Annotated in this window: 17 protein-coding genes and 1 tRNA gene; 9 read left to right on the top strand and 9 right to left on the bottom strand. The window is 69.9% G+C overall.

Translation table 11 applies throughout. The annotated features are described in order from the left end of the window. Positions 1-386: hypothetical protein (locus U8525_RS15105; RefSeq protein WP_374266134.1), on the bottom strand; the 386-nt coding region annotated here is incomplete at its 3' end. Positions 387-527: 141 nt separating this feature from the next. Here U8525_RS15105 and carB point away from each other — a divergent pair. Continuing rightward, complete coding sequence (gene carB, locus U8525_RS15100) at positions 528-3779, top strand: carbamoyl-phosphate synthase large subunit (protein ID WP_374266132.1); 3252 nt, start codon at positions 528-530, stop codon at positions 3777-3779. Between the two features lie 391 nt (positions 3780-4170). Here carB and U8525_RS15095 read toward each other — a convergent pair whose 3' ends face one another. Both U8525_RS15095 and U8525_RS15090 read right to left on the bottom strand, forming a co-directional pair. Continuing rightward, the gene (locus U8525_RS15095) at positions 4171-6492 is read right to left on the bottom strand and encodes a PAS domain S-box protein (RefSeq protein WP_374266130.1); all 2322 of its coding nucleotides are present in this window, start codon (positions 6490-6492) and stop codon (positions 4171-4173) included. Between the two features lie 220 nt (positions 6493-6712). Further along, positions 6713-7087, bottom strand: coding sequence for a DUF1622 domain-containing protein (locus tag U8525_RS15090; RefSeq protein ID WP_374266128.1), 375 nt, complete (start codon positions 7085-7087; stop codon positions 6713-6715). A 210-nt stretch (positions 7088-7297) separates the two neighbouring features. Here U8525_RS15090 and U8525_RS15085 point away from each other — a divergent pair, with 210 nt between their 5' ends. The 4 genes from U8525_RS15085 to serC all read left to right on the top strand — a co-directional run bounded on the left by U8525_RS15085 (position 7298) and on the right by serC (position 10250). Beyond that, positions 7298-7675: a hypothetical protein gene (locus U8525_RS15085; RefSeq protein WP_374266126.1), complete on the top strand. Its 378-nt coding sequence runs from the start codon at positions 7298-7300 to the stop codon at positions 7673-7675. Positions 7676-7812: 137 nt separating this feature from the next. Beyond that, complete coding sequence (locus tag U8525_RS15080; protein WP_374266124.1) at positions 7813-8313, top strand: flavin reductase family protein; 501 nt, start codon at positions 7813-7815, stop codon at positions 8311-8313. Positions 8314-8356: 43 nt separating this feature from the next. Continuing rightward, positions 8357-8941: a superoxide dismutase gene (locus tag U8525_RS15075; protein WP_374266122.1), complete on the top strand. Its 585-nt coding sequence runs from the start codon at positions 8357-8359 to the stop codon at positions 8939-8941. A 220-nt stretch (positions 8942-9161) separates the two neighbouring features. Further along, positions 9162-10250, top strand: a complete 1089-nt coding sequence (serC, locus tag U8525_RS15070) for a 3-phosphoserine/phosphohydroxythreonine transaminase (RefSeq protein WP_374266120.1) — start codon at positions 9162-9164, stop codon at positions 10248-10250. 225 nt (positions 10251-10475) lie between these two features. Here the strand turns inward: serC and U8525_RS15065 are convergent. After that, positions 10476-10574: transfer RNA gene (locus U8525_RS15065), tRNA-Sec, on the bottom strand. Further along, positions 10570-10803 carry a hypothetical protein gene (locus U8525_RS15060; RefSeq protein ID WP_374266118.1) on the bottom strand — a complete coding sequence of 78 codons (234 nt, stop codon included), beginning with the start codon at positions 10801-10803 and terminating at the stop codon, positions 10570-10572. The genes U8525_RS15065 and U8525_RS15060 overlap by 5 nt, the downstream gene beginning before the upstream one ends. Before the next feature lie 231 nt (positions 10804-11034). On the opposite strand from U8525_RS15060, the gene U8525_RS15055 reads away from it, so the two are divergent. After that, entirely contained in the window at positions 11035-13428 is a 2394-nt protein-coding gene (locus tag U8525_RS15055) for a DUF3857 domain-containing protein (protein WP_374266116.1), read from the top strand. 10 nt (positions 13429-13438) lie between these two features. On the opposite strand, the gene U8525_RS15050 is transcribed toward U8525_RS15055, so the two are convergent. Both U8525_RS15050 and U8525_RS15045 read right to left on the bottom strand, forming a co-directional pair. Then, positions 13439-13732, bottom strand: coding sequence for a hypothetical protein (locus U8525_RS15050; RefSeq protein ID WP_374266114.1), 294 nt, complete (start codon positions 13730-13732; stop codon positions 13439-13441). Positions 13733-13761: 29 nt separating this feature from the next. Then, on the bottom strand, positions 13762-14835 hold the full coding sequence (locus U8525_RS15045) for a metallopeptidase family protein (RefSeq protein ID WP_374266112.1): 1074 nt from the start codon (positions 14833-14835) through the stop codon (positions 13762-13764). An 89-nt stretch (positions 14836-14924) separates the two neighbouring features. Here U8525_RS15045 and U8525_RS15040 point away from each other — a divergent pair, with 89 nt between their 5' ends. Next, positions 14925-15281, top strand: coding sequence for a response regulator (locus tag U8525_RS15040; RefSeq protein WP_120546639.1), 357 nt, complete (start codon positions 14925-14927; stop codon positions 15279-15281). Positions 15282-15460: 179 nt separating this feature from the next. Beyond that, positions 15461-17101 carry a chaperonin GroEL gene (gene groL, locus U8525_RS15035; RefSeq protein WP_374266110.1) on the top strand — a complete coding sequence of 547 codons (1641 nt, stop codon included), beginning with the start codon at positions 15461-15463 and terminating at the stop codon, positions 17099-17101. Positions 17102-17186: 85 nt separating this feature from the next. Here groL and sinK read toward each other — a convergent pair whose 3' ends face one another. Continuing rightward, a complete protein-coding gene (sinK, locus tag U8525_RS15030; protein ID WP_374266108.1) occupies positions 17187-18704 on the bottom strand; it encodes a hybrid histidine protein kinase/response regulator SinK in 1518 nt (505 codons plus the stop codon). A gap of 170 nt (positions 18705-18874) precedes the next feature. Here sinK and U8525_RS15025 point away from each other — a divergent pair, with 170 nt between their 5' ends. Then, complete coding sequence (locus tag U8525_RS15025) at positions 18875-19258, top strand: demethoxyubiquinone hydroxylase family protein (protein WP_374266106.1); 384 nt, start codon at positions 18875-18877, stop codon at positions 19256-19258. A 15-nt stretch (positions 19259-19273) separates the two neighbouring features. Here the strand turns inward: U8525_RS15025 and U8525_RS15020 are convergent, their stop codons facing one another. Then, positions 19274-20659, bottom strand: a complete 1386-nt coding sequence (locus tag U8525_RS15020) for a diguanylate cyclase (protein ID WP_374266104.1) — start codon at positions 20657-20659, stop codon at positions 19274-19276. Positions 20660-20687: the final 28 nt, after the last annotated feature.

Here is a 20687-nt window from a genome sequence, read left to right as displayed (position 1 = left end):
GTGGAGGGCGTGGGCGGCGTCGGCGGGCGCGCCGTGGGGGACATGGGCGCGGCCGGAGGTGGAGTGGGGGCCGGCGTGGGCCTGGGGGGGGCTGGCGTGGCCCTGGCGGGCGCCGGTGCGGGCCTGGGGGGGGCCGGCGTGGGAGGCGCCGCCGGAGCCTGGGGCTCGGCCGCGGGGGCCGGCGTGGGCTCGGCCGTCGCCGGAGCCTGGGGGGCGGGCGCTTGCGCCTGGGGCGTGGCCGCCGCGGGAGCGGGCGTCGGCTCCGGAGTGGCGGCCGCCGGGGCCGGAGTGGGCTCGGCGGGGGCGGGCGTGGCGGCGGGAGCCGTGTCCTGGGCGAGGGCGGGCGCGGAGAGGAGAACGAGCAGGGCCAGGGGCCAGCGACGCATGGAACCTCCGGAGGGAAGCGCGGCAGCGTAGCAGAGGACGCCGAGCGGGAGTCCTCCGAGCGGGCGGGCACTGACGGTCCCTCGGCCTCTCACAACGCACCGCGTGCATGTGGGGGCGGACGTTGGTATGGGGGGCGCCCGATGCCCAAGCGTACCGATATCCGGAAGGTTCTCGTGATTGGCTCGGGCCCGATTGTCATCGGGCAGGCCGTCGAGTTCGACTACTCAGGCACCCAGGCGATCAAGGCGCTTCGGGACGAGGGCGTGGAGGTGGTGTTGCTCAACAGCAACCCCGCCACGGTGATGACGGACCCCGAGTTCGCCCACCGCACCTACATCGAGCCCATCACCGTGGAGGCGGCGGAGAAGATCCTGGCCGCCGAGCGCCCGGACTCGCTCCTGCCCACGATGGGCGGGCAGACGGCGCTGAACCTGGCGAAGGCGCTCGCGGAGCGGGGCATCCTGGAGAAGTACGGGGTGCGGCTCATCGGCGCGTCGCTGGAGGCCATCAACAAGGCAGAGGACCGCCAGCTCTTCAAGGCGGCCATGCAGAAGATTGGCGTGGCGCTGCCCAAGAGCGGCTACGCGACGACGCTCACGGAGGCCATGGCGCTGGTGGAGGACATCGGCTTCCCGGCCATCATCCGTCCGTCCTTCACGCTGGGCGGCACCGGCGGCGGCATCGCGTACAACCGCGAGGAGTTCGAGACCATCTGCCGCTCGGGCCTCAAGGCGAGCCCCACCTCCACCATCCTGGTGGAGGAGAGCGTGCTTGGCTGGAAGGAGTACGAGCTGGAGGTGGTCCGCGACTCCGCGGACAACGTCATCATCATCTGCTCCATCGAGAACCTGGACCCGATGGGCGTGCACACCGGCGACTCCATCACCGTGGCGCCGGCGCAGACGCTGACGGACCGCGAGTACCAGCGCATGCGGCAGGCCTCGCTGGCCATCATCCGTGAGATCGGCGTGGACACGGGCGGGTCCAACATCCAGTTCGGCATCCACCCGCGCGACGGCCGCATGGTCGTCATTGAGATGAACCCGCGCGTGTCGCGCTCCAGCGCGCTGGCGTCCAAGGCGACGGGCTACCCCATCGCGAAGGTCGCCGCGAAGCTGGCGCTGGGCTACACGCTGGACGAGCTGCGCAACGACATCACCCGCGACACGCCGGCCTCCTTCGAGCCGACGCTGGACTACGTGGTGGTGAAGGTGCCGCGCTTCAACTTCGAGAAGTTCCCCAAGGCGGACCGGACGCTGACCACGAGCATGCGCTCGGTGGGCGAGGTGATGGCCATTGGCCGCACCTTCCCCGAGGCGTACATGAAGGCGCTGCGCTCCATGGAGCTGGGGCGGGTGGGCCTGGAGTCGCCGGAGCTGCCCGCGGAGAAGGAGGAGCGGGAGAAGGTGCTGCACGAGGCGCTGCGCGTGCCGCGCCCCGAGCGCCCGTGGTTCGTGGCGCAGGCGTTCCGCGAGGGCATGACGGTGGAGCAGGTGTACCAGCTCTCCGCCATCGACCCGTGGTTCCTGCGGCACATCGAGGCGCTGGTGCGCGAGGCGCAGGCGCTGTCGGACCTCGGCCGGCTGGAGAGGCTGTCGGACGGCGTGCTCCGGCAGGCGAAGTCGCACGGCTTCTCCGACAAGTACCTGGGCGCGCTGATGGGCGCCACGGAGGCGGAGGTGCGGGCGCACCGGCACGCGCGCGGCATCCGGCCGGTGTTCAAGCGGGTGGACACCTGCGCCGCGGAGTTCGAGGCGTACACGCCGTACCTGTACTCCACCTACGAGGAGGAGGACGAGGCGCCCCCCACGGACCGGCAGAAGGTGCTGATCCTGGGCAGCGGCCCCATCCGCATCGGCCAGGGCATCGAGTTCGACTACGCGTGCGTGCACGCGGCCTTCGCGCTGCGCGAGGCCGGGTACGAGACGGTGATGGTCAACTGCAACCCGGAGACGGTGTCCACGGACTACGACACGTCCGACCGCCTCTACTTCGAGCCGCTGACGATCGAGGACGTGCTGGAGGTGTCGCAGCGTGAGAAGCCGGTGGGCGCCATCGTGCAGTTCGGCGGGCAGACGCCGCTGCGCCTGAGCGTGCCGCTGGAGCAGGCGGGGCTGCCCATCCTGGGCACGTCGCCGGACGCCATCGACCGGGCGGAGGACCGCGAGAAGTTCGCGAAGCTGATCGAGAAGCTGGGGCTGCGGCAGCCGGAGAACGGCGTCGCGCGCAGCCACGCGGAGGCCTTCAAGGTGGCCGAGCGGATCGGCTACCCGGTGATGGTGCGTCCGTCGTACGTGCTGGGCGGGCGGGCGATGGAGACGGTCTACGACGCGGCCAGCCTGGAGCGCTACATGCGCGAGGCGGTGAGCGCGTCGCCGGAGCACCCGGTGCTGATTGACCGCTTCCTGAAGGACGCCATCGAGGTGGACCTGGACCTGGTGGCGGACCGCACGGGGCAGGTGCTGATTGGCGGCGTGCTGGAGCACATCCAGGAGGCGGGGGTGCACTCGGGTGACGCGGCGGCGACGCTGCCGCCGCACTCGCTGTCGCCGGACCTGGTGGAGCGGATGAAGGACCAGGCCATCGCGATGGCGCGCGAGCTGGGGGTGGTGGGGCTGATGAACGTGCAGTTCGCCATCCAGGGGAAGAACATCTACATCCTGGAGGTGAACCCGCGCGCCAGCCGCACGGTGCCGTTCATCTCCAAGGCGACGGGCGTGCCGATGGCGAAGATCGCGGCGCTCTGCATGGTGGGCAAGACGCTGAAGGAGCTGGGCCGCACGGAGGAGCCGGAGTTCCGGCACGTGGCGGTGAAGGAGAGCGTCTTCCCGTTCGCGCGCTTCGCCGGGGTGGACGTGATCCTGGGCCCGGAGATGAAGTCCACGGGCGAGGTCATGGGCCTGGCGGAGGACTACGCGTCCGCGTTCGCGAAGAGCCAGCTGGCGGCGGGGGTGAAGCTGCCCAAGGGCGGCCGGGTGTTCATCTCCGTGAAGGACGAGGACAAGCCGGCGGTGGTGGACCTGGCGCGGCGCCTGCGGTCGCTGGGCTTCAGCCTGACGGCGACGTCGGGCACGCACGCCTACCTGGCGACGAAGGGCATCGAGTCGCAGCGGGTGCAGAAGGTGAAGGAGGGGCGGCCGAACATCGTCGACAAGATCGTCGACGGGGAGATCGTGCTGGTCATCAACACCACCTTCGGCAAGCAGGAGATCGCGGACAGCTTCTCCATCCGGCGCGAGTCGCTGATGCACTCGGTGCCGTACTACACGACGGTGCAGGCGGCGCGCATGGCGGTGGGCGCGCTGGAGTCGCTGAAGCGCTCGGAGCTCGCGGTGAAGCCGTTGCAGGGCTACCTGTACGGCGAGGACGGCGTGCCCCAGGCGCGCCGGTAGCACCCGGCTTCATCCCCGTCCCCTGGAGGCGCTCGTGAAGCCTTCAGGGGACGAGGAAGGTCGGGATGGAGGTCCGCTTCAATCCTGGTGCGACGCGGGAAGCCCTCGACGCGTGTGCGCGGCACCTGCGGGTGACATTCCCCTCGAACGTTCGAAGGTTCTACGCGGCCCATGACGGGGTCCAGGCGCACCTTCACGATGGCGAGCTTCTGGTCCAACAAGGTCTTCGCCTGGGGGATGCGCCAGCGGCGAGTCTGGTCGGATTTGTCTTGAGTTTGAGCGCCACGAATCAGCGTCGTTCTCCCGATGGGACCATGAGGGGCCGAGATTTGTGGTGCCTGCGGCGGTACTGAAGCGACTACTCGGAAGCGGTGCAGCTTCTTGAAGGCGCTCATGCGAGAGGAAGCTCCACGATGAACGTCGCACCCTGTCCGGGTTGGCTGTCCACGCGCAGGGTGCCGTGGTGGGCTTCGACAATCTGTCTCGTGATGAAGAGGCCCAAGCCCAAGCCCCCGTAGTGCCGGGTGGACACGGCGCGGGTGAACTTCTCGAAGATGGCCTGGAGGTTTGCTGGCGCGATGCCGATGCCTTCGTCCCTCACGCTCAGCCGGGCCCGGCCCCGGTGACGCCCCACCCGGATCATCACCGGGTGCCCGGCGCCGTACTTCACCGCGTTGGACACCAGGCTGGTCGCCACCTGCTCCAGCCGGTGGCGGTCCCAGCGGCCCACGATGCCCGGTGCCGCTTCGACGATGAGCTCGCAGCCCGCCTTCGCCGCCTGGGGCTGGAAGCGCTCCACCACGGCGCGCACCACGTCCGCCAGGTCCACGTCCTCCAGTTGCAGCGGCGCGGAAGGGCCCGTGAGCTGCGTCACCTCCAGCAGGTCATTGATGAGCGTGGTCATCTTCCGGATCTGCCCGGAGATGGTCTCCGAGGTCCTCACCACCCGCTCCCGCAGCGCCTCCAGCGTCTGCTCCGTCTGCGCGTCCCGTACCAGGGATTGGAGCTTGAGCTGCAACGGTGTCAGCGGCGTCTTCAATTCATGTGACGCCACCGTCAGGAACTCGTCCCGGAGCGACACCGCGTGCTGGAGCTGGGCCTGCGTCTTTCGCAGCTCCGTGACGTCCTGGAGCGCCAGGAGGACCGCCTCCTCATGGCCGTGCTGGGCGGGCAGGGGGGCCGCCTCCACCAGCAGGGAGTAGCGCCCGGTGGGGGTGTGCCAGACGACCGGCTCGCCGTGCACGGGGGCTCCCTTCACGGCGCGGATGCCGGGGATCTCGTCCACCCGCAGCTCGCGGCCCGCTTCATCCGTGAAGCGGTGCTCCCCTTCATTGTAGGCCTCCTCGCTCAGGCCTTCGGGGATCTCGCCCCCGGCCAGCTTCCGGGCCACCTGGTTCGCGAAGAGGATGCGGCCGGTCCCGGGCTCCACCAGGATCATCGCCACCGGTGTCCGGTCCAGCACCGCCTCCAGCCACTGCTGCTGGTTGCGGAGCGACGCGGCCCACTCCTCCAGCTTCTCCCGCGCCTCCACCCGCTCTGTCACGTCGATGGCGAACGACAGCACGGAGTCCACATGACCACTCACGTCGCGCAGCGGCTGGTAGGCCACGTCGAACCGCCGCGTCGCCTTCTCGCCGGCACCGCCGACGTTGATGGTGATGGGGACCTCCTTCTCCACGAACGACTCTCCGCGGGTGTAGGCCTCGTCCAGCAGTCGTGAGTGCTCGATCGCCCGTTCGCTCTCGAAGTCCTTCATGGAGACGCCCATCAGCTCCGCGCCTCCGGACAGCTTCTTGTAGAGGGGATTCACCAGCGTGAAGACCTGGCGCTCGCCAGAGAGGATGGCGATGGAGGCAGGGGCGCTCGTCAGCACGGAGCGCAGCCTCGCGCGCTCGTTCTCCGCCAGGGCCTCCGCCTGCTTGCGCTCGGTGATGTCCTCCGCCGTGGAGACCCACTCGCGGATGGTGCCCTCGTCACTGAACACGGGCACCGCCCGGCCCACCACGTCCCTCCAGCCCCCCGCGTGGAAGCGCAGGCGGAACTCGCCCCGATAGGACGTCTTCGTGCGCAGCGACTCCACCCAGCCGCGCACCACGCGCTTGCGGTCATCCGGGTGAATGGCGGCGAGCCAGCCCAGCCCCAGGTGCTCCGCCTGCGTCTGGCCGGTGAACTCCATCCAGCGCGGCGCGGGCTCCACCACCTCGCCGCGGGCGTTGGTGGTCCACACCGGCTGCGCCATGGCCTCCACCAGCGAGCGGTAGCGCTGCTCGCTGGCCACGAGCGCGTCGTGGGCCTTCCGCTGCTCGGTGACCTCCACCACGATGACGCCGATGCCCAGCAGCACCCCCGTGCCCGTGCGCACCGGGTAGTAGCTGACGAGGAAGTGGCGCTCGACGCCCAGCTCCTTGGAGGTGACGCCGCGGACCTCCACCGTCTGCGCGGCCCCGCCCTCCATGATGCGCTGGTACTGGGGACGCAGCGTGGGCCACATCTCCGGGACGATCTCCTGCACCTTGCGGCCCAGGTGGGCGGCGCGGGGGATGCCGTTGATGTCCGCCAGCGCGTCGTTGACCTGGACGAAGCGCGGCTCCAGATCCACCACCGCGAGCCCCACGGGCGTGCTGGACACCAGCGTCTCGAGGAGCAGCCGGGAGTGCGCGTCGTTGAGCGCCTCGGAGGCCTCCCGGTCGAAGCTTGCGCTGGGACTCTCCACGCGCGCCTCCTCTGGCCCCGGCCCTTCCCGGCGAGCTTGGAGGCAGGGCCTCGTGACGCCGCTTTCCACCATGGAAGTGGCCTGACCTGAAGGGTGTGCATTCCTGGCTCACGCGGGCAGCCCGCGCCCGCCCGGAGGCGCGGCCGCTGATTGGCCGGCACCCGATGACAGGAGGAGCGGCGGGGTGGGCCCTCTCCGGCGGCGCTCGCCTTCCACGCCGTCAGCCGCGCGGGGGGCCGGCTCCATCCTCGTCGCGTGGCCGCGGCTGCCAGGGCCACCGCCTGTCGATCTCCATCTCCAGCGTGAAGCTGAGGAAGGTCCGGATGAGGACGATGAGGCCCAGGATGAGCACCTGCCGGAGCGTGGGGGACTCCGCCACCGTGCGGATGATGTCCGCCGCGACGAGCAGCTCCAGCCCCAGCAGGATGGAACGACCCAGGTACTGGCGCAGTTGGCGGTAGGTGTTTCCCTGCCGTGGCCCCCGTGCGTCGCGGAGGACGAGCGCCACGGAGACCACCGCCCCCACCACCATCACGCTCACGCCCGAGTCCTCGAAGAGCTGGGCGGCCAAGCCCACGAAGTCCGCGAATCGCATCCGCTACTCCCTTCCCCAGAAGGTGCGGCGCGATGTCGCGCCTCACCACCCCTTGCCTCTCTCCCCGTAGGGCGATCCTTCCGTCAGCGGCGCAGTGGGCTCGGATCCAGGTTTCATGGAGGTACCTCCTTCGGGGGAGAGGCATCGCCGAGGAGGTGCGCTAATGAATGGGTCCAGGCGCGAACCTGCCATGGCGGCCAGTGTCGGCGGGTGAAGAAGGACGAGGTGGAGCGGCCGGGCTACCTCGCGGTCTGGTCACCCCGCGACCCCGAGTGCCCCAACGGGGTCGTGCTCTTGAACGTGGAGCATCCCGTCCTGCTGAAGCAGATCGCGCACCATCAGGCGCAGTATCCGGATCATTTCGCGAGCGAGGTGGAGACGGAGGTCCTCGGCGTCTACGAGGAGGTCGCCATCGCGAAGATCGCGCACTCGGAGTTCCTTCGCTCCATCCTCCCGTCGCCGGAAGTGGACGGGGAGCTGCGCTCGCCCCACGCGCTGACGCTGGCGCTGTTGGGACTGGTGGCGGAGGACTTCGTCATCAACAACCGGCTCAGCAAGAAGTTCGGTAAGGCGCGTCCGGTCACCTGAGCCCGGGTCCGGGGTGTCGGAGAGTCGACGCACCGTTCACCGGGGCTGGGGCGGCTCGCTGCCACCCCATTGGTATTCCGCCAATGGATTGGAGGAAGTGCTGACCGTGTGGCGGGCCAGGTGGTAGAGACCGCCACATGACTCAGAGCGGCACTGAAGGGGTGTCGGCCCCGGACTTCCGGGAGGCGATGTCCCGGTGGGCGAGCGGGGTGGCGGTGGTCTCCGTCCGTGACGCAGACGGGGTCGCGGCGACGACGGTCAGCTCCTTCAGTTCGCTCTCCCTGACGCCTCCGCTGATTGTCGTGGCGTTGCAGCAGACCTCCCGCACGCTCAAGCGGGTGGAGGCTGCCCGTCGCTTCAGTGTGAGCGTGCTGTCCGCCACCCAACGCGACGTGTCCGTCCGGTGCGCGAAGGGGGAGGCCGAGGGCCTGGTGTTCGACGAAGAGGCCTTCGTGCGGGACAGCCTGATGGGTCTGGCGTGCGCTCTGTTGGATGTGCACCGTTACGGCGATCACCTGTTGCTGGTGGGCCGCGTGGAGCGCATCCAGCGGGGAGTGGACGGAGAACCGCTGCTCTACTGGAACCGGGCGTATCGCGCGCTGTCGGCGCACCCGGAGCCAGGGCCCGCCCCGAAGTAGCGAACGAAGACGAACCTCACTGTACCCAGAAAGGACGCACCCGATGCCCTTCACGCTGCCCGAGCTTCCCTACAAGAAGGACGCGCTGGCCCCTCACATGAGCGCGGAGACGCTGGAGTACCACCACGACAAGCACCACGCGACGTACGTGAACAAGCTGAATGAGCTCACGGCGGGCAAGCCCGAGGCCAGCAAGTCGCTGGAGGACGTCATCCTCAGCAGCGACGGTCCCGTGTTCAACAACGCGGCCCAGGTGTGGAACCACACGTTCTTCTGGAACTGCATGAAGCCGAAGGGTGGCGGCGAGCCGACGGGTGAGCTGGCGGACGCCATCAAGCGCGACTTCGGCTCCTTCGACGAGTTCAAGAAGCAGTTCTCCGACGCGGCCGCCACGCAGTTCGGCTCCGGCTGGGCCTGGCTGGTGAAGGACGGCAGCAAGCTGGCCGTCATGAAGACGGCCAACGCGGACCTGCCGCTGAAGCACGGCAAGAAGGCCCTGCTCACCATCGACGTGTGGGAGCACGCCTACTACATCGACTACCGCAACGCGCGTCCCAAGTTCATCGAGACCTTCCTCAACAGCCTCGTGAACTGGGACTTCGTGGCGCAGAACTTCAAGAACCCTTGATGTGACGAAGTGAAGTGACGGGAACCGCGCGGCCCGGCTCGGCACGGTCCGGAGCGGCGCGGTTCTCGGAAGCGCCGGGCCCTGCTGTCCCGCCCTGCCGTGGACACGCCTGGAGCGCGACCCGCCGTTCATGCTCAGGGGCGGAGCCCAAGTTGCTGATGACCCTCGGAGTCCCGCGAGCGAGAATGCCGGCGCGGTTCACCTTCCAGAGGACACGGCCATGCGCGTCATCAACTTCAACCCCGGCCCCGCGGGCCTCCCCACGGCGGCGCTGGAGCGGGCCCGGGACGAACTGCTCGACTTCCAGGGCACGGGCATGTCGATCATCGAGCACAGCCACCGGGGCAAGGCCTTCGAGGCCGTCCACAACGAGGCCCTCGCGCTGGTGAAGGAGCTGCTGGCCGTCCCGGACACCCACGAGGTGCTCTTCCTCCAGGGAGGCGCCTCGCAGCAGTTCGCGCAGGTGCCCATGAACTTCCTCACCCAGGGCGCCTCCGCGGACTACGTGGTGACGGGGGGGTGGAGTGAGAAGGCGGTGGAGGAGGCGCGCTACTACGGCACGCCGCGCATCGCCGCGAACACGGTGGGCCCGGACAAGCGCTTCACGCGCATCCCCACCCAGGCCGAGCTCCAACTGGACCCGAAGGCCACCTACGTCCACATGACGAGCAACAACACGCTCTTCGGGACGCAGTGGCACACGTTCCCGGAAGTGGGGCAGGTGCCGCTGGTGGCGGACATGAGCTCCGACATCCTGTGGAAGCCCATCGACGTGAGCCGCTTCGCGCTCATCTACGCGGGTGCGCAGAAGAACATCGGGCCCTCGGGCATCGTCCTGGTGTTGGTGCACAAGGAGTTCATGGCGAAGGGCCGCAAGGACATCCCGAAGATCTTCCGCTACGCGACCTACGCGGAGAACAACTCGCTCTACAACACGCCCCCGACCTTCTCCATCTACCTCTGCCGCAACGTGCTCGCGTGGATCAAGGGCGTGGGAGGCCTGAAGCAGGTGGAGGCCTGGAACCGCGAGAAGGGAGACCTGCTGTACGCGGCCATCGACCGCAACGCGGGCTTCTACCGGGCGCCGGTGGAGAATGCCTCGCGCTCGTACATGAACGTCGTCTTCCGCCTGCGGGACGAAAAGCTGGAAGAGGCGTTCGTGGCCGAAGGCGCCAAGGCTGGCATGGTGGGAATGAAGGGCCACCGCATCACGGGCGGCATCCGTGTGTCTCTGTACAACGCGGTGACCGTGGACCACGTGAAGACGCTGGTGTCCTTCATGGACGACTTCGCGAAGCGCAACGGCTAGCACCCAGCGTTGTTCAAGACGGGCCCGGGGGCGCCAACCAGCGCCTCGCCTTCGAGTGGCTTGCGAATGTTCTCGCTCGAATCGAGAACTGTCCGAGTCCTGGCGGGGCGGGACCTGGGGGAGCTCCGGCGGCCTGGCGCCGTTGGGTCGAGCAGACGCGCGCGGCGAACAGCGTCCAGTCCTGACGTCCGACCCCAGGCGCGTTCAGGTGACACCCACGGAGAATGGCGGTAGGGCACGAGAATCGAACTCGCCAGAGACGCCTCTCAGCGCCTCACATTGGTTTTGAAGACCAAGCCGGCCACCAGGTCCGGAGGCCCTACCGCAGGCGATTACCGCCGCTCCGCGCCAGCACGTCAACCACGGCCACAGCTTGCGCGCGGAGACCCGGGCTTACGTCGCAGTGGAACAGCGCGAGCCACTCGAACTGCTCCCGTGTCATCCGCATTGCCTTGTGCATGTCCGCGCTCACCTGATGCACCAACCAACTCCCCTGGGCGGAAAGGAACAGCTCCTGCCCGCGCTTCACGTTCGGGTCGTCCACCTGCTCCACGTGCTCTCATGCAGCCCAGGTCGCTCCAGACGGGCTCCCGGTCCATCGTCATCTGGCCGTTCCGCAGCGCTGGCATCCCCGCCCCCCAGGTCACGGTGTCATGGTGATTCCAGACCTGGCCTGCAAGCCGGCTTTCGCTGGTAAGAGAATGGATAGGGACGCCGCCCTCCGTCCCAGGGGGTGCCTTGCCCGGCGCGTCATCCGGGCTCCATGATGAGCGCCCTCTCCGCCATGCGCCGAACCTTCCGTCCCGTCCTCCTGGCACCGGGCTTCCTGCCGGCGTCCCTCCTGCTGCTGTGTCTGTGTCTGTCCTTGAGCGCTGGGACCGCGCGGGCGGCGACGAACGCCATGCCGTTTCGCGTCGGGCCTCCCGCCGCGTGGGTGAAGCCGCTCCCCATTCCTTCGGACCCAGGCCCGACGCCCGAGGGCGGGGAGGAGACCAGCGTCTCCCAGTTGCTGATCGAGGAGCAGGTGCGCGTGTCGGGCCCTTCGCGCGAGCATTACCTGCACTCGGCCCAGAAGGTCCTCTCGCCGCAGGGCATCGACCGCGTCACGGACATCCAGCTCCGCTTCGATCCGAGCTACCAGAAGCTCACCGTCCACGGCATCTGGCGCATCCGCGACGGCCGCCGCGAGGACGTCTTCCGGCCCTCCGAAGCCCGCGTCATCCAGCAGGAATCCGAGCTCCAGAACCGGCTCTACAACGGCGCCCTCTCCGTGGTGCCCTTCCTCCGCGACGTGCGCGTGGGCGACACCGTGGAGCTCGCCTACTCCTTCGAGGGCGCCAACCCCGTCTTCAAGGGCCGCTTCTCCGACAGCGTCGGCGTGGGCCGCCCCTATCCCGTGGTCCACTTCGCCTACCGGCTGCTCTGGCCGGAGGGGCGGGGGCGCACGCTCTTCGTCCGGGACTTCGCCGCGCCGGGCCTGTCGCGCTCGGAGTCGATGCTGAACGGCGAGCGCGAAATCCTCCTGGAGCGCCGCCACGTGCCCGCCGTCCGCCACGAGGACAACGTCCCCGGCTGGCAGCCCGTCTACCCGTGGATCCAGTTCAGCGAGTACAAGGACTGGAACGATGTCGCGCGCTGGGCCTCCACGCTGTTCCAGGTGCCCCAGCGCTCGAAGGCGCTGGAGCAGGAGGTCCTCCGGCTCTCGAAGGAGCCCACCCCGGAGGCGCGCTTCCTCGCCGCGCTCCGCTTCGTCCAGGACGAGGTGCGCTACCTGGGCATCGAGATGGGCCCCAACTCCCACCAGCCCCATCCTCCCGATGAGGTCCTCCAGCGCCGCTTCGGCGACTGCAAGGACAAGTCGCTCCTGCTGGTGTCGCTCCTCAAGGGCCTGGGCATCGACGCGCAGCCGGCGCTCGTGAACACGGAGCTCACGCAGCTGCTGGATGGCATGCGCCCCACCGCCACCGCGTTCAACCACGCCATCGTCCACGCCACCGTGGCCGGCCGCGAGCTGTGGGTGGATCCCACGGCGACGCTGGAGCGCGGCGGGCTCGACAGCTACGCGCCGCCCTCCTACGGCCGGGCCCTCCTCGTCACCCCCGGCACCACGGCGCTCTCCGTCATCCCCGCGCCCACGCTGGCGGAGCCCTCCGTCTTCGTGGACGAGACCTACGTCGCGATGGACCGCGACGGGGCCGCGACCCTCGACGTCGTCACCACGCGCACGGGGGAGTCCGCCAACTCCATGCGCCGCGCGCTCGCGCGCACGTCCCTGTCCGAGGTGTCCCGCTACTACTTCAACTTCTACGCGAAGACGGACGCGAAGCTCTCCATCGCGAAGCCCATGACGGTGGACGACGACGCCGTGAAGAACGTGCTCGTCCTGCGCGAGCACTACCGCATCGAGGACTTCTGGTCCTCGGACGGTCGCCGGGAGTTCCGCGCGCACGCCCTGCGCCAGCACCTCGCCGAGCCGAGCTACTCCCACCGCGCCTTCCCGCTGGAGGTGGAGCACCCCGTCTTCGCCCGCCACCGCATCACGCTGAAGGGCCGCGACCTGCCCCTGGTCAAGACAGAGGACGAGGTCGTGGAGGGCCCGGCCTTCCGCTTCGAGGCCGACACCCGCTCCGAAGGCAAGACGCTGCTGCTCGACTACACCTACCGCAGCACCGCGGACTCGGTCCCGCCCGAGCGCATCGCCGAGTTCGTCAAGGCCGTGCGCGCCACCGAGGACCAGCGCGGCTACTACATCCAGCTCCGGAGCCGTGCCGACCGCCGCCACGCCTCGTCCGGCCCGTCCGGCGAGGCGGGCGCCATCCTCCTAGGCGTCCTCGCGACGTGCCTCGTGCTGTGGTTCGTCATCGCGCAGGGCGGCCCGGTGGAGCTCTGGCGCAAGGGGCGCGCGTGGGGCCGGCGCCGCGCCTTCGCGCGCAAGTTCGACGCGGACCACCAGGGCGACAGCGCCGGGTCCGCCATCCCCATCTCCAGCCCCCAGGAGCTGCTCTCCACGCTGGGCCGGCTGCGCTGCGCCTGCGGGGGCAGCAGCGCAGCCCCGCGCGACTCGCTCCGCCACGAGGCCGTCGTCCTGGGCGAGCGCCACCTCACGCTGGTGCAGTGGCAGTGCCCCACCTGCGCCCGCCGCGCCTACTTCGAGGACAAGGGCTCGCGCGCCGCCTGAGCCGCGGCGCCTACTGGCAGATGCCCGGGCAGTCCGCGCTGCGCCCGGGGTCGCACGTGTCGCTCGGATCATCCACGCAGCTCGTCCCGGACACGCCCGCCGTGCAGCCGCCGAAGAGCCCGCCACAGCACTCGACGTACCCCTGCGGCACGTCGCACGGCGTCGGGTAGGACTGACACGTCCCGCTGTCCGAGCGCGCGAACACCACTACCTGCGGACACACGCGCGGGTCCTCGTCCTCGTCGCCCGAGCAGCCCGTCAGGCCCAGCACCGCCATCAGCCCCAGCCTCGTCCATGCTTGCATGGCGCGCATCAGGGCAGGGGAGGGCGGCGCTAGTCCAGCCCCCGCTCCCACAGGTCGTCTTCATCCAGACCCATCAGGTGACCGACCTCGTGCATCACCGTGATGCCAATCTGCTCGATGAGCTCCTCGCGCGTGCGCGCGAAGCGCTCCAGGTTCTTCTGGTACAGCACGATGGAGGGCGGGAAGTGATCCGCCGCGTCCATCACGCTGCGCTCGCCCACCGGCGTGCCCCGGAACACCCCCAGGATGCACGGCGACAGCGGCGGCTGCTGACCCAGGAGGTCCTCGTCCGACGGCAGGTCCTCCACCGCCAGCGTCACGTTGTCCATGTACTGCTTCACCTGCGAGGGCAGGGCGCCCATCGCGTCCTCCACCGCGCGGTCGAACGCCGCCTCCTCCAGCGCCACCGGCGGCGGCAGCTCCTCCGGCGCCAGCGCCTGCGCCCGCGCGAAGCGCTTCTTCGACTCCCTCGCGTCCCCGCGCCGCTCCGCGATGAGCCCCAGGTAGTGGTGCGCCCACGCCTCGTCCGGCGCGTCCTTCAGCACCCGCTCGAAGGCCTCCTGCGCGGGCGCGAAGCGGCACAGCTCGAACAGGGCGATGCCCCGCTCCAGCTGGGCGTCCGGCGAGCGCGGCATGTGCGCCAGCGCCTGGTCGAGCACCTTGAGCGCGGACTCGCATTCCCCCAACTGGTTGAGCCCCATGCCCTCCAGCAGGAGGAACTCGTAGACCAGCTCCACGTCGTCCGCCTTCTGCGCCAGCTTCCGACCGCGGCCGCACCACTCCAGCCCTTCCTCCACCGCCTCGCGGTCCTCGCCCGTGCGACAGACGAGGAACTCCGCCGCGCTGAAGAGGATCTCCAGGTCTTCCGGGGCGACCTTCAGGGCGGCGCCGTAGGCCCTGCCCGCGTCCTCCAGGCGGCCCACCTCCACCAGCGCGGCGGCCCGGTAGTGCAGGGCTTCTGGTGAATCCGGGACGTCCCGCAACAGGGCGTCCACGCGGGCGAGCGCGGCCTCGAAGTCCCGCGCCTCGAAGGCGTCCGCCACCCCCTCCAGCCGTGCGTCCACGCCCCGTGGCTCCCCTTGCTTGGCCATGCGCTTCGCCATACGGGCAGGCAGCTAAGAAGCCGCCCTTCGCGTTGTCAACGACCGGCGTCGCTGTTACCTTCCAGCGCCCCGTTTCGGCCCGAACCTCCGTGAACATCCTGGTCGTCGACGACGATTACGAGCTGTGCACCATGCTCTCTCGCTACCTGGAGATGCATGGCTACACCGTGTTCTCGGCGTCGGACGCGCTCCAGGCCCTGGACATCATGGAGCGTCACCCCGTGGGGCTGGTCATCACCGACTACCTGATGCCCCACCTGGATGGCATCCACTTCACGGAGATGCTGAAGGCGGACCCCCGCTTCCAGAACATCTCCGTCCTGATGATGACCGCCAGCACGGACGCCAACATCTCCGACAGGGGCCTGCGCAAGGGCGTCGCCATCACCCTGCAGAAGCCGTTGGACATGGGGCAGCTGCTCAACCTCGTGCGCTTCGCGGAGTAGGGCCCCTCCCAGGTCGCCCGGCCCCCCACCCGGGCGGGCCGGGAGGCGTCCTCAGGCCCACACGCCTGCCCCTTTCCGTTGACATCGTCGACGCGGCCCTTATGTTGGCGCTCGACATGGCCGAGTGCTAACGGCCATCCCCATTCGTAGAAATTCCCCAAGTATTTTCGGAGGTTACGATGGCAGCCAAGGAAATCTTCTTCCATCAGTCCGCGCGCGACTCCATCCTGCGCGGCGTCCGGGTCCTGGCGGACGCGGTCGCGGTGACGCTCGGCCCCAAGGGCCGCAACGTGGTCATCGAGAAGAGCTTCGGCTCGCCCACCATCACCAAGGACGGCGTCACCGTCGCCAAGGAGATCGATCTCGAGAACCGCTTCGAGAACATGGGCGCGCAGATGGTGAAGGAGGTCGCGTCGAAGACCTCCGACAAGGCCGGCGACGGCACCACCACGGCGACCGTGCTCGCGCGCGCCATCTATGAGGAGGGCCTGAAGCTGGTGGCCGCCGGCCACAGCCCCATGGACCTCAAGCGCGGCATCGACAAGGCGGTGGAGGTGGTGGTGGCGGAGCTGAAGAAGCTCTCCAAGCCCACGTCCGACAAGCAGTCCATCGCGCAGGTGGGCACCATCTCCGCCAACGGCGACGAGACCATCGGCAAGATCATCGCGGACGCGATGGAGAAGGTGGGCAAGGAGGGCGTCATCACCGTCGAGGAGGCCAAGGGCCTGGAGACGACGCTCGACGTGGTGGAGGGCATGCAGTTCGACCGCGGCTACGTGTCGCCGTACTTCGTCACGAACCGCGACCGCATGGAGGTCGTCCTGGACGACCCCTACCTGCTCATCAGCGAGAAGAAGGTCTCGTCGATGCAGGACATGATCCCCCTGCTGGAGCAGGTGGCGCGCGCGGGCAAGCCGCTGCTCATCATCGCGGACGACATCGAGGGCGAGGCCCTGGCCACCCTGGTGGTGAACAAGATCCGCGGCGTGCTGAACGTGGCCGCGGTGAAGGCGCCGGGCTTCGGCGACCGCCGCAAGGAGATGCTCAAGGACATCGCCACGCTGACGGGCGGCATGGTGGTGAGCGAGGAGCTGGGTCACAAGTACGAGAACCTGACCCTCAACGACCTGGGCCGCGCCAAGCGCGTCACGGTGGACAAGGACAACACCACCATCGTGGACGGTGCCGGCCAGAAGGCGGACATCGAGGGCCGCATCAAGCTCATCCGCACGCAGATCGAGACGGTCACCAGCGACTACGACCGCGAGAAGCTCCAGGAGCGCATGGCGAAGCTCGTGGGCGGCGTGGCGGTCATCAACGTCGGCGCGGCGACCGAAGTGGAGATGAAGGAGAAGAAGGCCCGCGTGGAGGACGCGCTGCACGCGACCCGCGCGGCCGTCGAGGAGGGCATCGTCCCCGGCGGCGGCGTGGCCTACATCCGCAGCCTCAAGGCCCTGGAGACGCTGAAGCTGGGCGGCGAGCAGGACTTCGGCGTGGAGATCATCCGCAAGGCGCTGCAGGAGCCGCTGCGCAAGATCTCCAGCAACGCCGGCATCGAGGGCGCCGTCGTCATCAACAAGGTGAGGGAAGGCACGGGCGCGTTCGGCTTCAACGCGCGCACGGAGGTCTACGAGGACCTGGAGAAGGCCGGCGTCATCGACCCGACGAAGGTCGAGCGCACCGCGCTGCAGAACGCCGCCTCCGTGGCGTCCCTGCTGCTCACCACCGAGGCGATGATCGCCGAGCGCCCGAAGAAGAAGGCCAAGGGCGCGGCCGGCGGCGCCATGCCGGAGTACGGCGGCGACGACATGGACTACTGAGCCGCGCTGAAGGCTCCGTAGCGCCGTAGGGTTTCCGGCCCCGGTGGGCTCCGCGCGACGCGGGGCGCCCGGGGCCGGAGTCTTTTCAGGGCGCGGTCTTCTTGAAGGCCAGGGCCAGCTCGCGGCTGAGCGCCGCGGTGTCGGAGAGCAGCTTGGGCAGGCACGCGGCGGCCCCGGCGCGCAGCGACGCCAGCGCGGTCTCCATGGTGAGGTGCTCGGCCAGGACGACGAAGGGCGCGCCCTGGCTCATGCCCCGCGCCAGCTCCAGCGCCTTCTTGCCGTAGGCCGGCGCGAAGTCCCACGACACCACCACGCCCACGGGCGGCTCCAGCGTGGGCGCCTCCGGGCCGGAGACGATGCGCGCCTCCAGGCCCAGCTGGCCCAGCGCCTCCGAGATGAGCCGCGCTGTGGCCGGGTTGTCCTCCAGCACGTCCACCCGGCGCCCGGCGGCGGCCGTGACCGGGGCGGGCGGCGCGGCCGGCGTGTAGAGCGCCTGACGCAGGAGCGCGCGCACCTGGCGGATGTCGTCGAAGGGCTTGAGCAGGTAGTCCACCACGCCCAGTTGCAGGGCCTGCTGCGTCGTCACCAGCGAGGGGTAGCCCGTCATCAGGATGACGCGCGAGGTGGGGTCCAGCTTGCGCGCGTGCTGGGCCAGCTCCAGGCCGGACAGCCCGGGCAGGTTCTTGTCCGTGATGATGAGGTCCACGCGCGACGCGCGGAGGAGCTCCAGCGCGGCCTCGCCCGTGGCCGCTTCGATGACCTCGCACTCCTTGTCCATCAGGTCCTTGAAGACCATCCGGATGATGGCCTCGTCGTCCACCACCAGCAGGCGCTTGCGCGGCGGGCGCGGCGCGTCCGTGGGCGGGAAGAGCACGCGGAACACCGTGGCCGGGGGCGGCACCTCGCGCAGTGTCGTGGGCGGCACCAGGGCGATCTGCGCCTGGTGCTCCTGCGCGATGCGCCGGCAGACGGCGAGCCCCAGGCCCGTGCCGCGCTTGCTGGCGGAGACGTAGGGCTCGAAGATGCGCGTGCGCAGGTCGTCCGGGATGCCCGGTCCCCAGTCGGACACGTAGAGGGCCGCGGACGCGCCCTCGCGCGCGAGCGTCACCTTCACGCGCCCCCGGCCGGACATGGCGTCGCGCGCGTTGTTGAGCAGGTTGAGCGTGAGCTGCTCGATGAGCCGCGCGTTGCCCTGGACGGTGAGGTCCTCGGGGGCCTCCACCTCCAGTGAGATGCGCGCCGAGTCCGGGTTGACGCTGAACACCTTCGCCGCCGCCCAGATGGGCGCGGCCAGGGACAGCCGCTGCTGCGGGGCCGGCCGCTCGCTGGCCAGGCGGATGAAGTCGGAGACGATCTGCTCCATCCGCTCCACCTGCGCGAGCAGCAGCTTCAGCGGGCCGCTGGCGCCGCCCTCCTCGGCGAGGAGCTGCGCGTAGGCCTTGGCGCCCAGCAGCGGCTGGCGCAGCTCGTGGAGGACCTCCGCGGCCACCTGGTGGGTGTGGGCGTTCGCGCGTTGCAGCGCCACGGCCGCGAGCCGTGCCTTCTCCAAGTCCCCCGCGTCCAGGGCCTGGAGCAGCTGCGTGAGCGGCGAGGGGGTCTCCATGCGAGGGAGCATGGCGGAGGCGGGTGTTCACGCGCAACGCACCCCCGGCGGGATTCGGTTGACCGCGCTCGCGGCCGCACGGATGCTCGCGAGCGCCCTCCAGCCGGGCCCGACGGGACGCGCCGTGCCCGCCCGCCTGCTGGGGACCCTCCCTGTCGCAGAGGCCCCTCATGCCGCAGACGAACCCGTTCCACTCGCTGGTGCCCCGGAAGCTGACGGACTCCGAACTGGCCCGCTCCATCCGGCTCAACATCGAGGCGGAGCTGGACGCCATCAACCTCTACGCCGCGCACCTGGACGCGACGGACAACGAGGAGGCGAAGGCCATCCTCCGGCACGTCATGGACGAGGAGCGCGAGCACGCCGCCCTGTTCTGGCAGCTCATCGCGCGGTTGGATCCGGCCCAGGCCCAGCACGACCGCGAGGCGTCGCAGAAGTACCGCCTCATCACCACCGGCGCCTCTCACGAAGAGGTGGAGGCGGTGGGCGAGGGCGCCGAGCCCGTGGAGGTGGACCTGCCCAAGCACCTCACCGTGGGCAGCCTGCGCAAGTAGCGCGGGGCCCGCGCTTCAGCCCTGGCCCTGAGGAGGCGGGTTCTGCCGCCGCTCGGCCGGGGTGGCCTCCAGGTCCTGCGCCGCCATGTAGACGACGTTCCGGGTGCCGCGCTTGCCCCGGTACATGGCCCGGTCGGACAGGTCCAGCAGGTGGTCCTTGTCCTGGGCGTGCTCCGGGAAGCTGGCCACGCCGATGCAGGTGGTGAGCTTGAGCGCCAGCCCCTCGCGCCCCAGGAACTGGTGGGTCTCCATGGTGCGGCGGATGCGCTCGGCGACCTTGAGGGCTCCGCCCGAGTCCGTGCCGCGCAGGAGCACCACGTACTCGTCGCCGCCGAAGCGCGCCACCACGTCCGGGTCGCGCACGCAGCCCTTGAGCACGCGCGCGGCCTCCACCAGCACGCGCGAGCCCACCAGGTGGCCGTGCGTGTCGTTGATGGCCTTGAAGCGGTCCAGGTCCAGGAACAGCAGGGAGAAGGGCCGCTCCGTCTGGAGGGCCTCGTTCACCTCGCGGTCCAGCACCAGGTGCAGGTAGCGCGTGTTGAACAGGCGGGTGAGGTCGTCGACGTAGGCCAGGTCCTCCACGGCGGCGAAGCGGCCCAGGTTGCGCAGGGCCAGCGCCCAGTTGCGCACGAGGAAGCCCACCGTCTCCGCGTGGTGCTCGGCGGGCGCGCTGTCGTGGAAGAGCACCGCGTGGCCCAGCACCAGCTCGCCGTCCACGGCGGGGAAGGAGAGGGTGCGCGGCCACGGCACCTGCAGGCCGTCGAGCGCCAGCGGCGCGCGCGTGCCCGAGAGCCGCTCGATGAGCTGCGGGACGAGCGCTTCGTGCAGGTCCACCGGCAGCCCGCGCATGCCGTGCGAGCGGAAGCCCGCGCCGTTGGGGTCGCGCTCCAGGAGCATCACCGCGGAGGCGTTGGCCATGGACTCCAGCGCGTCGGAGGTGGCGTTGGCCAGCCGCTCGCGGTCGAGCGTGGTGGCGATGCGCTGGCCCGCCTCCAGGAGCGCGACGTGCTGGCGCAGGGAGGCGTTCTCGCGCATCAGGTCGCGCGTGGTGAGCGCGCGGCGCAGCGCGTGCTCCAGGGCCTCGGGCGCCACGGGCTTGACGAGGTACTCCGCCGCGCCGCTCTTGATGGCGCGCACCGCGGGGGCCACCTTGTCCAGGCCGGTGATGACCACCACCTCCACGCCGGGGTAGCGCTCGCGCACGTGGCGCAAGACCTCCATGCCGTCGCCGCCGGGGAGGATGAGGTCGGTCACCACCGCGTCGAACCGCTCCGCGGAGAGGGCGGCCTTCGCGTCCGCCACGCCAGGGACGGCCGTGACCAAGTGTCCCGCGGCCGTGAGGTAGTCGCCGTAGAGGTTGCGGGCGATCTTTTCGTCGTCGACGAGGAGCAGTCGCGCCATGACTGTTCACGGCTTAGCACCCAACGCC

It is taken from the genome of Corallococcus sp. RDP092CA, assembly GCF_041903675.1.
Lineage (GTDB): Bacteria > Myxococcota > Myxococcia > Myxococcales > Myxococcaceae > Corallococcus.
The sequence above is the reverse complement of the archived record's forward strand: the minus strand, read 5'-3'. Positions and strand labels throughout refer to the sequence as shown.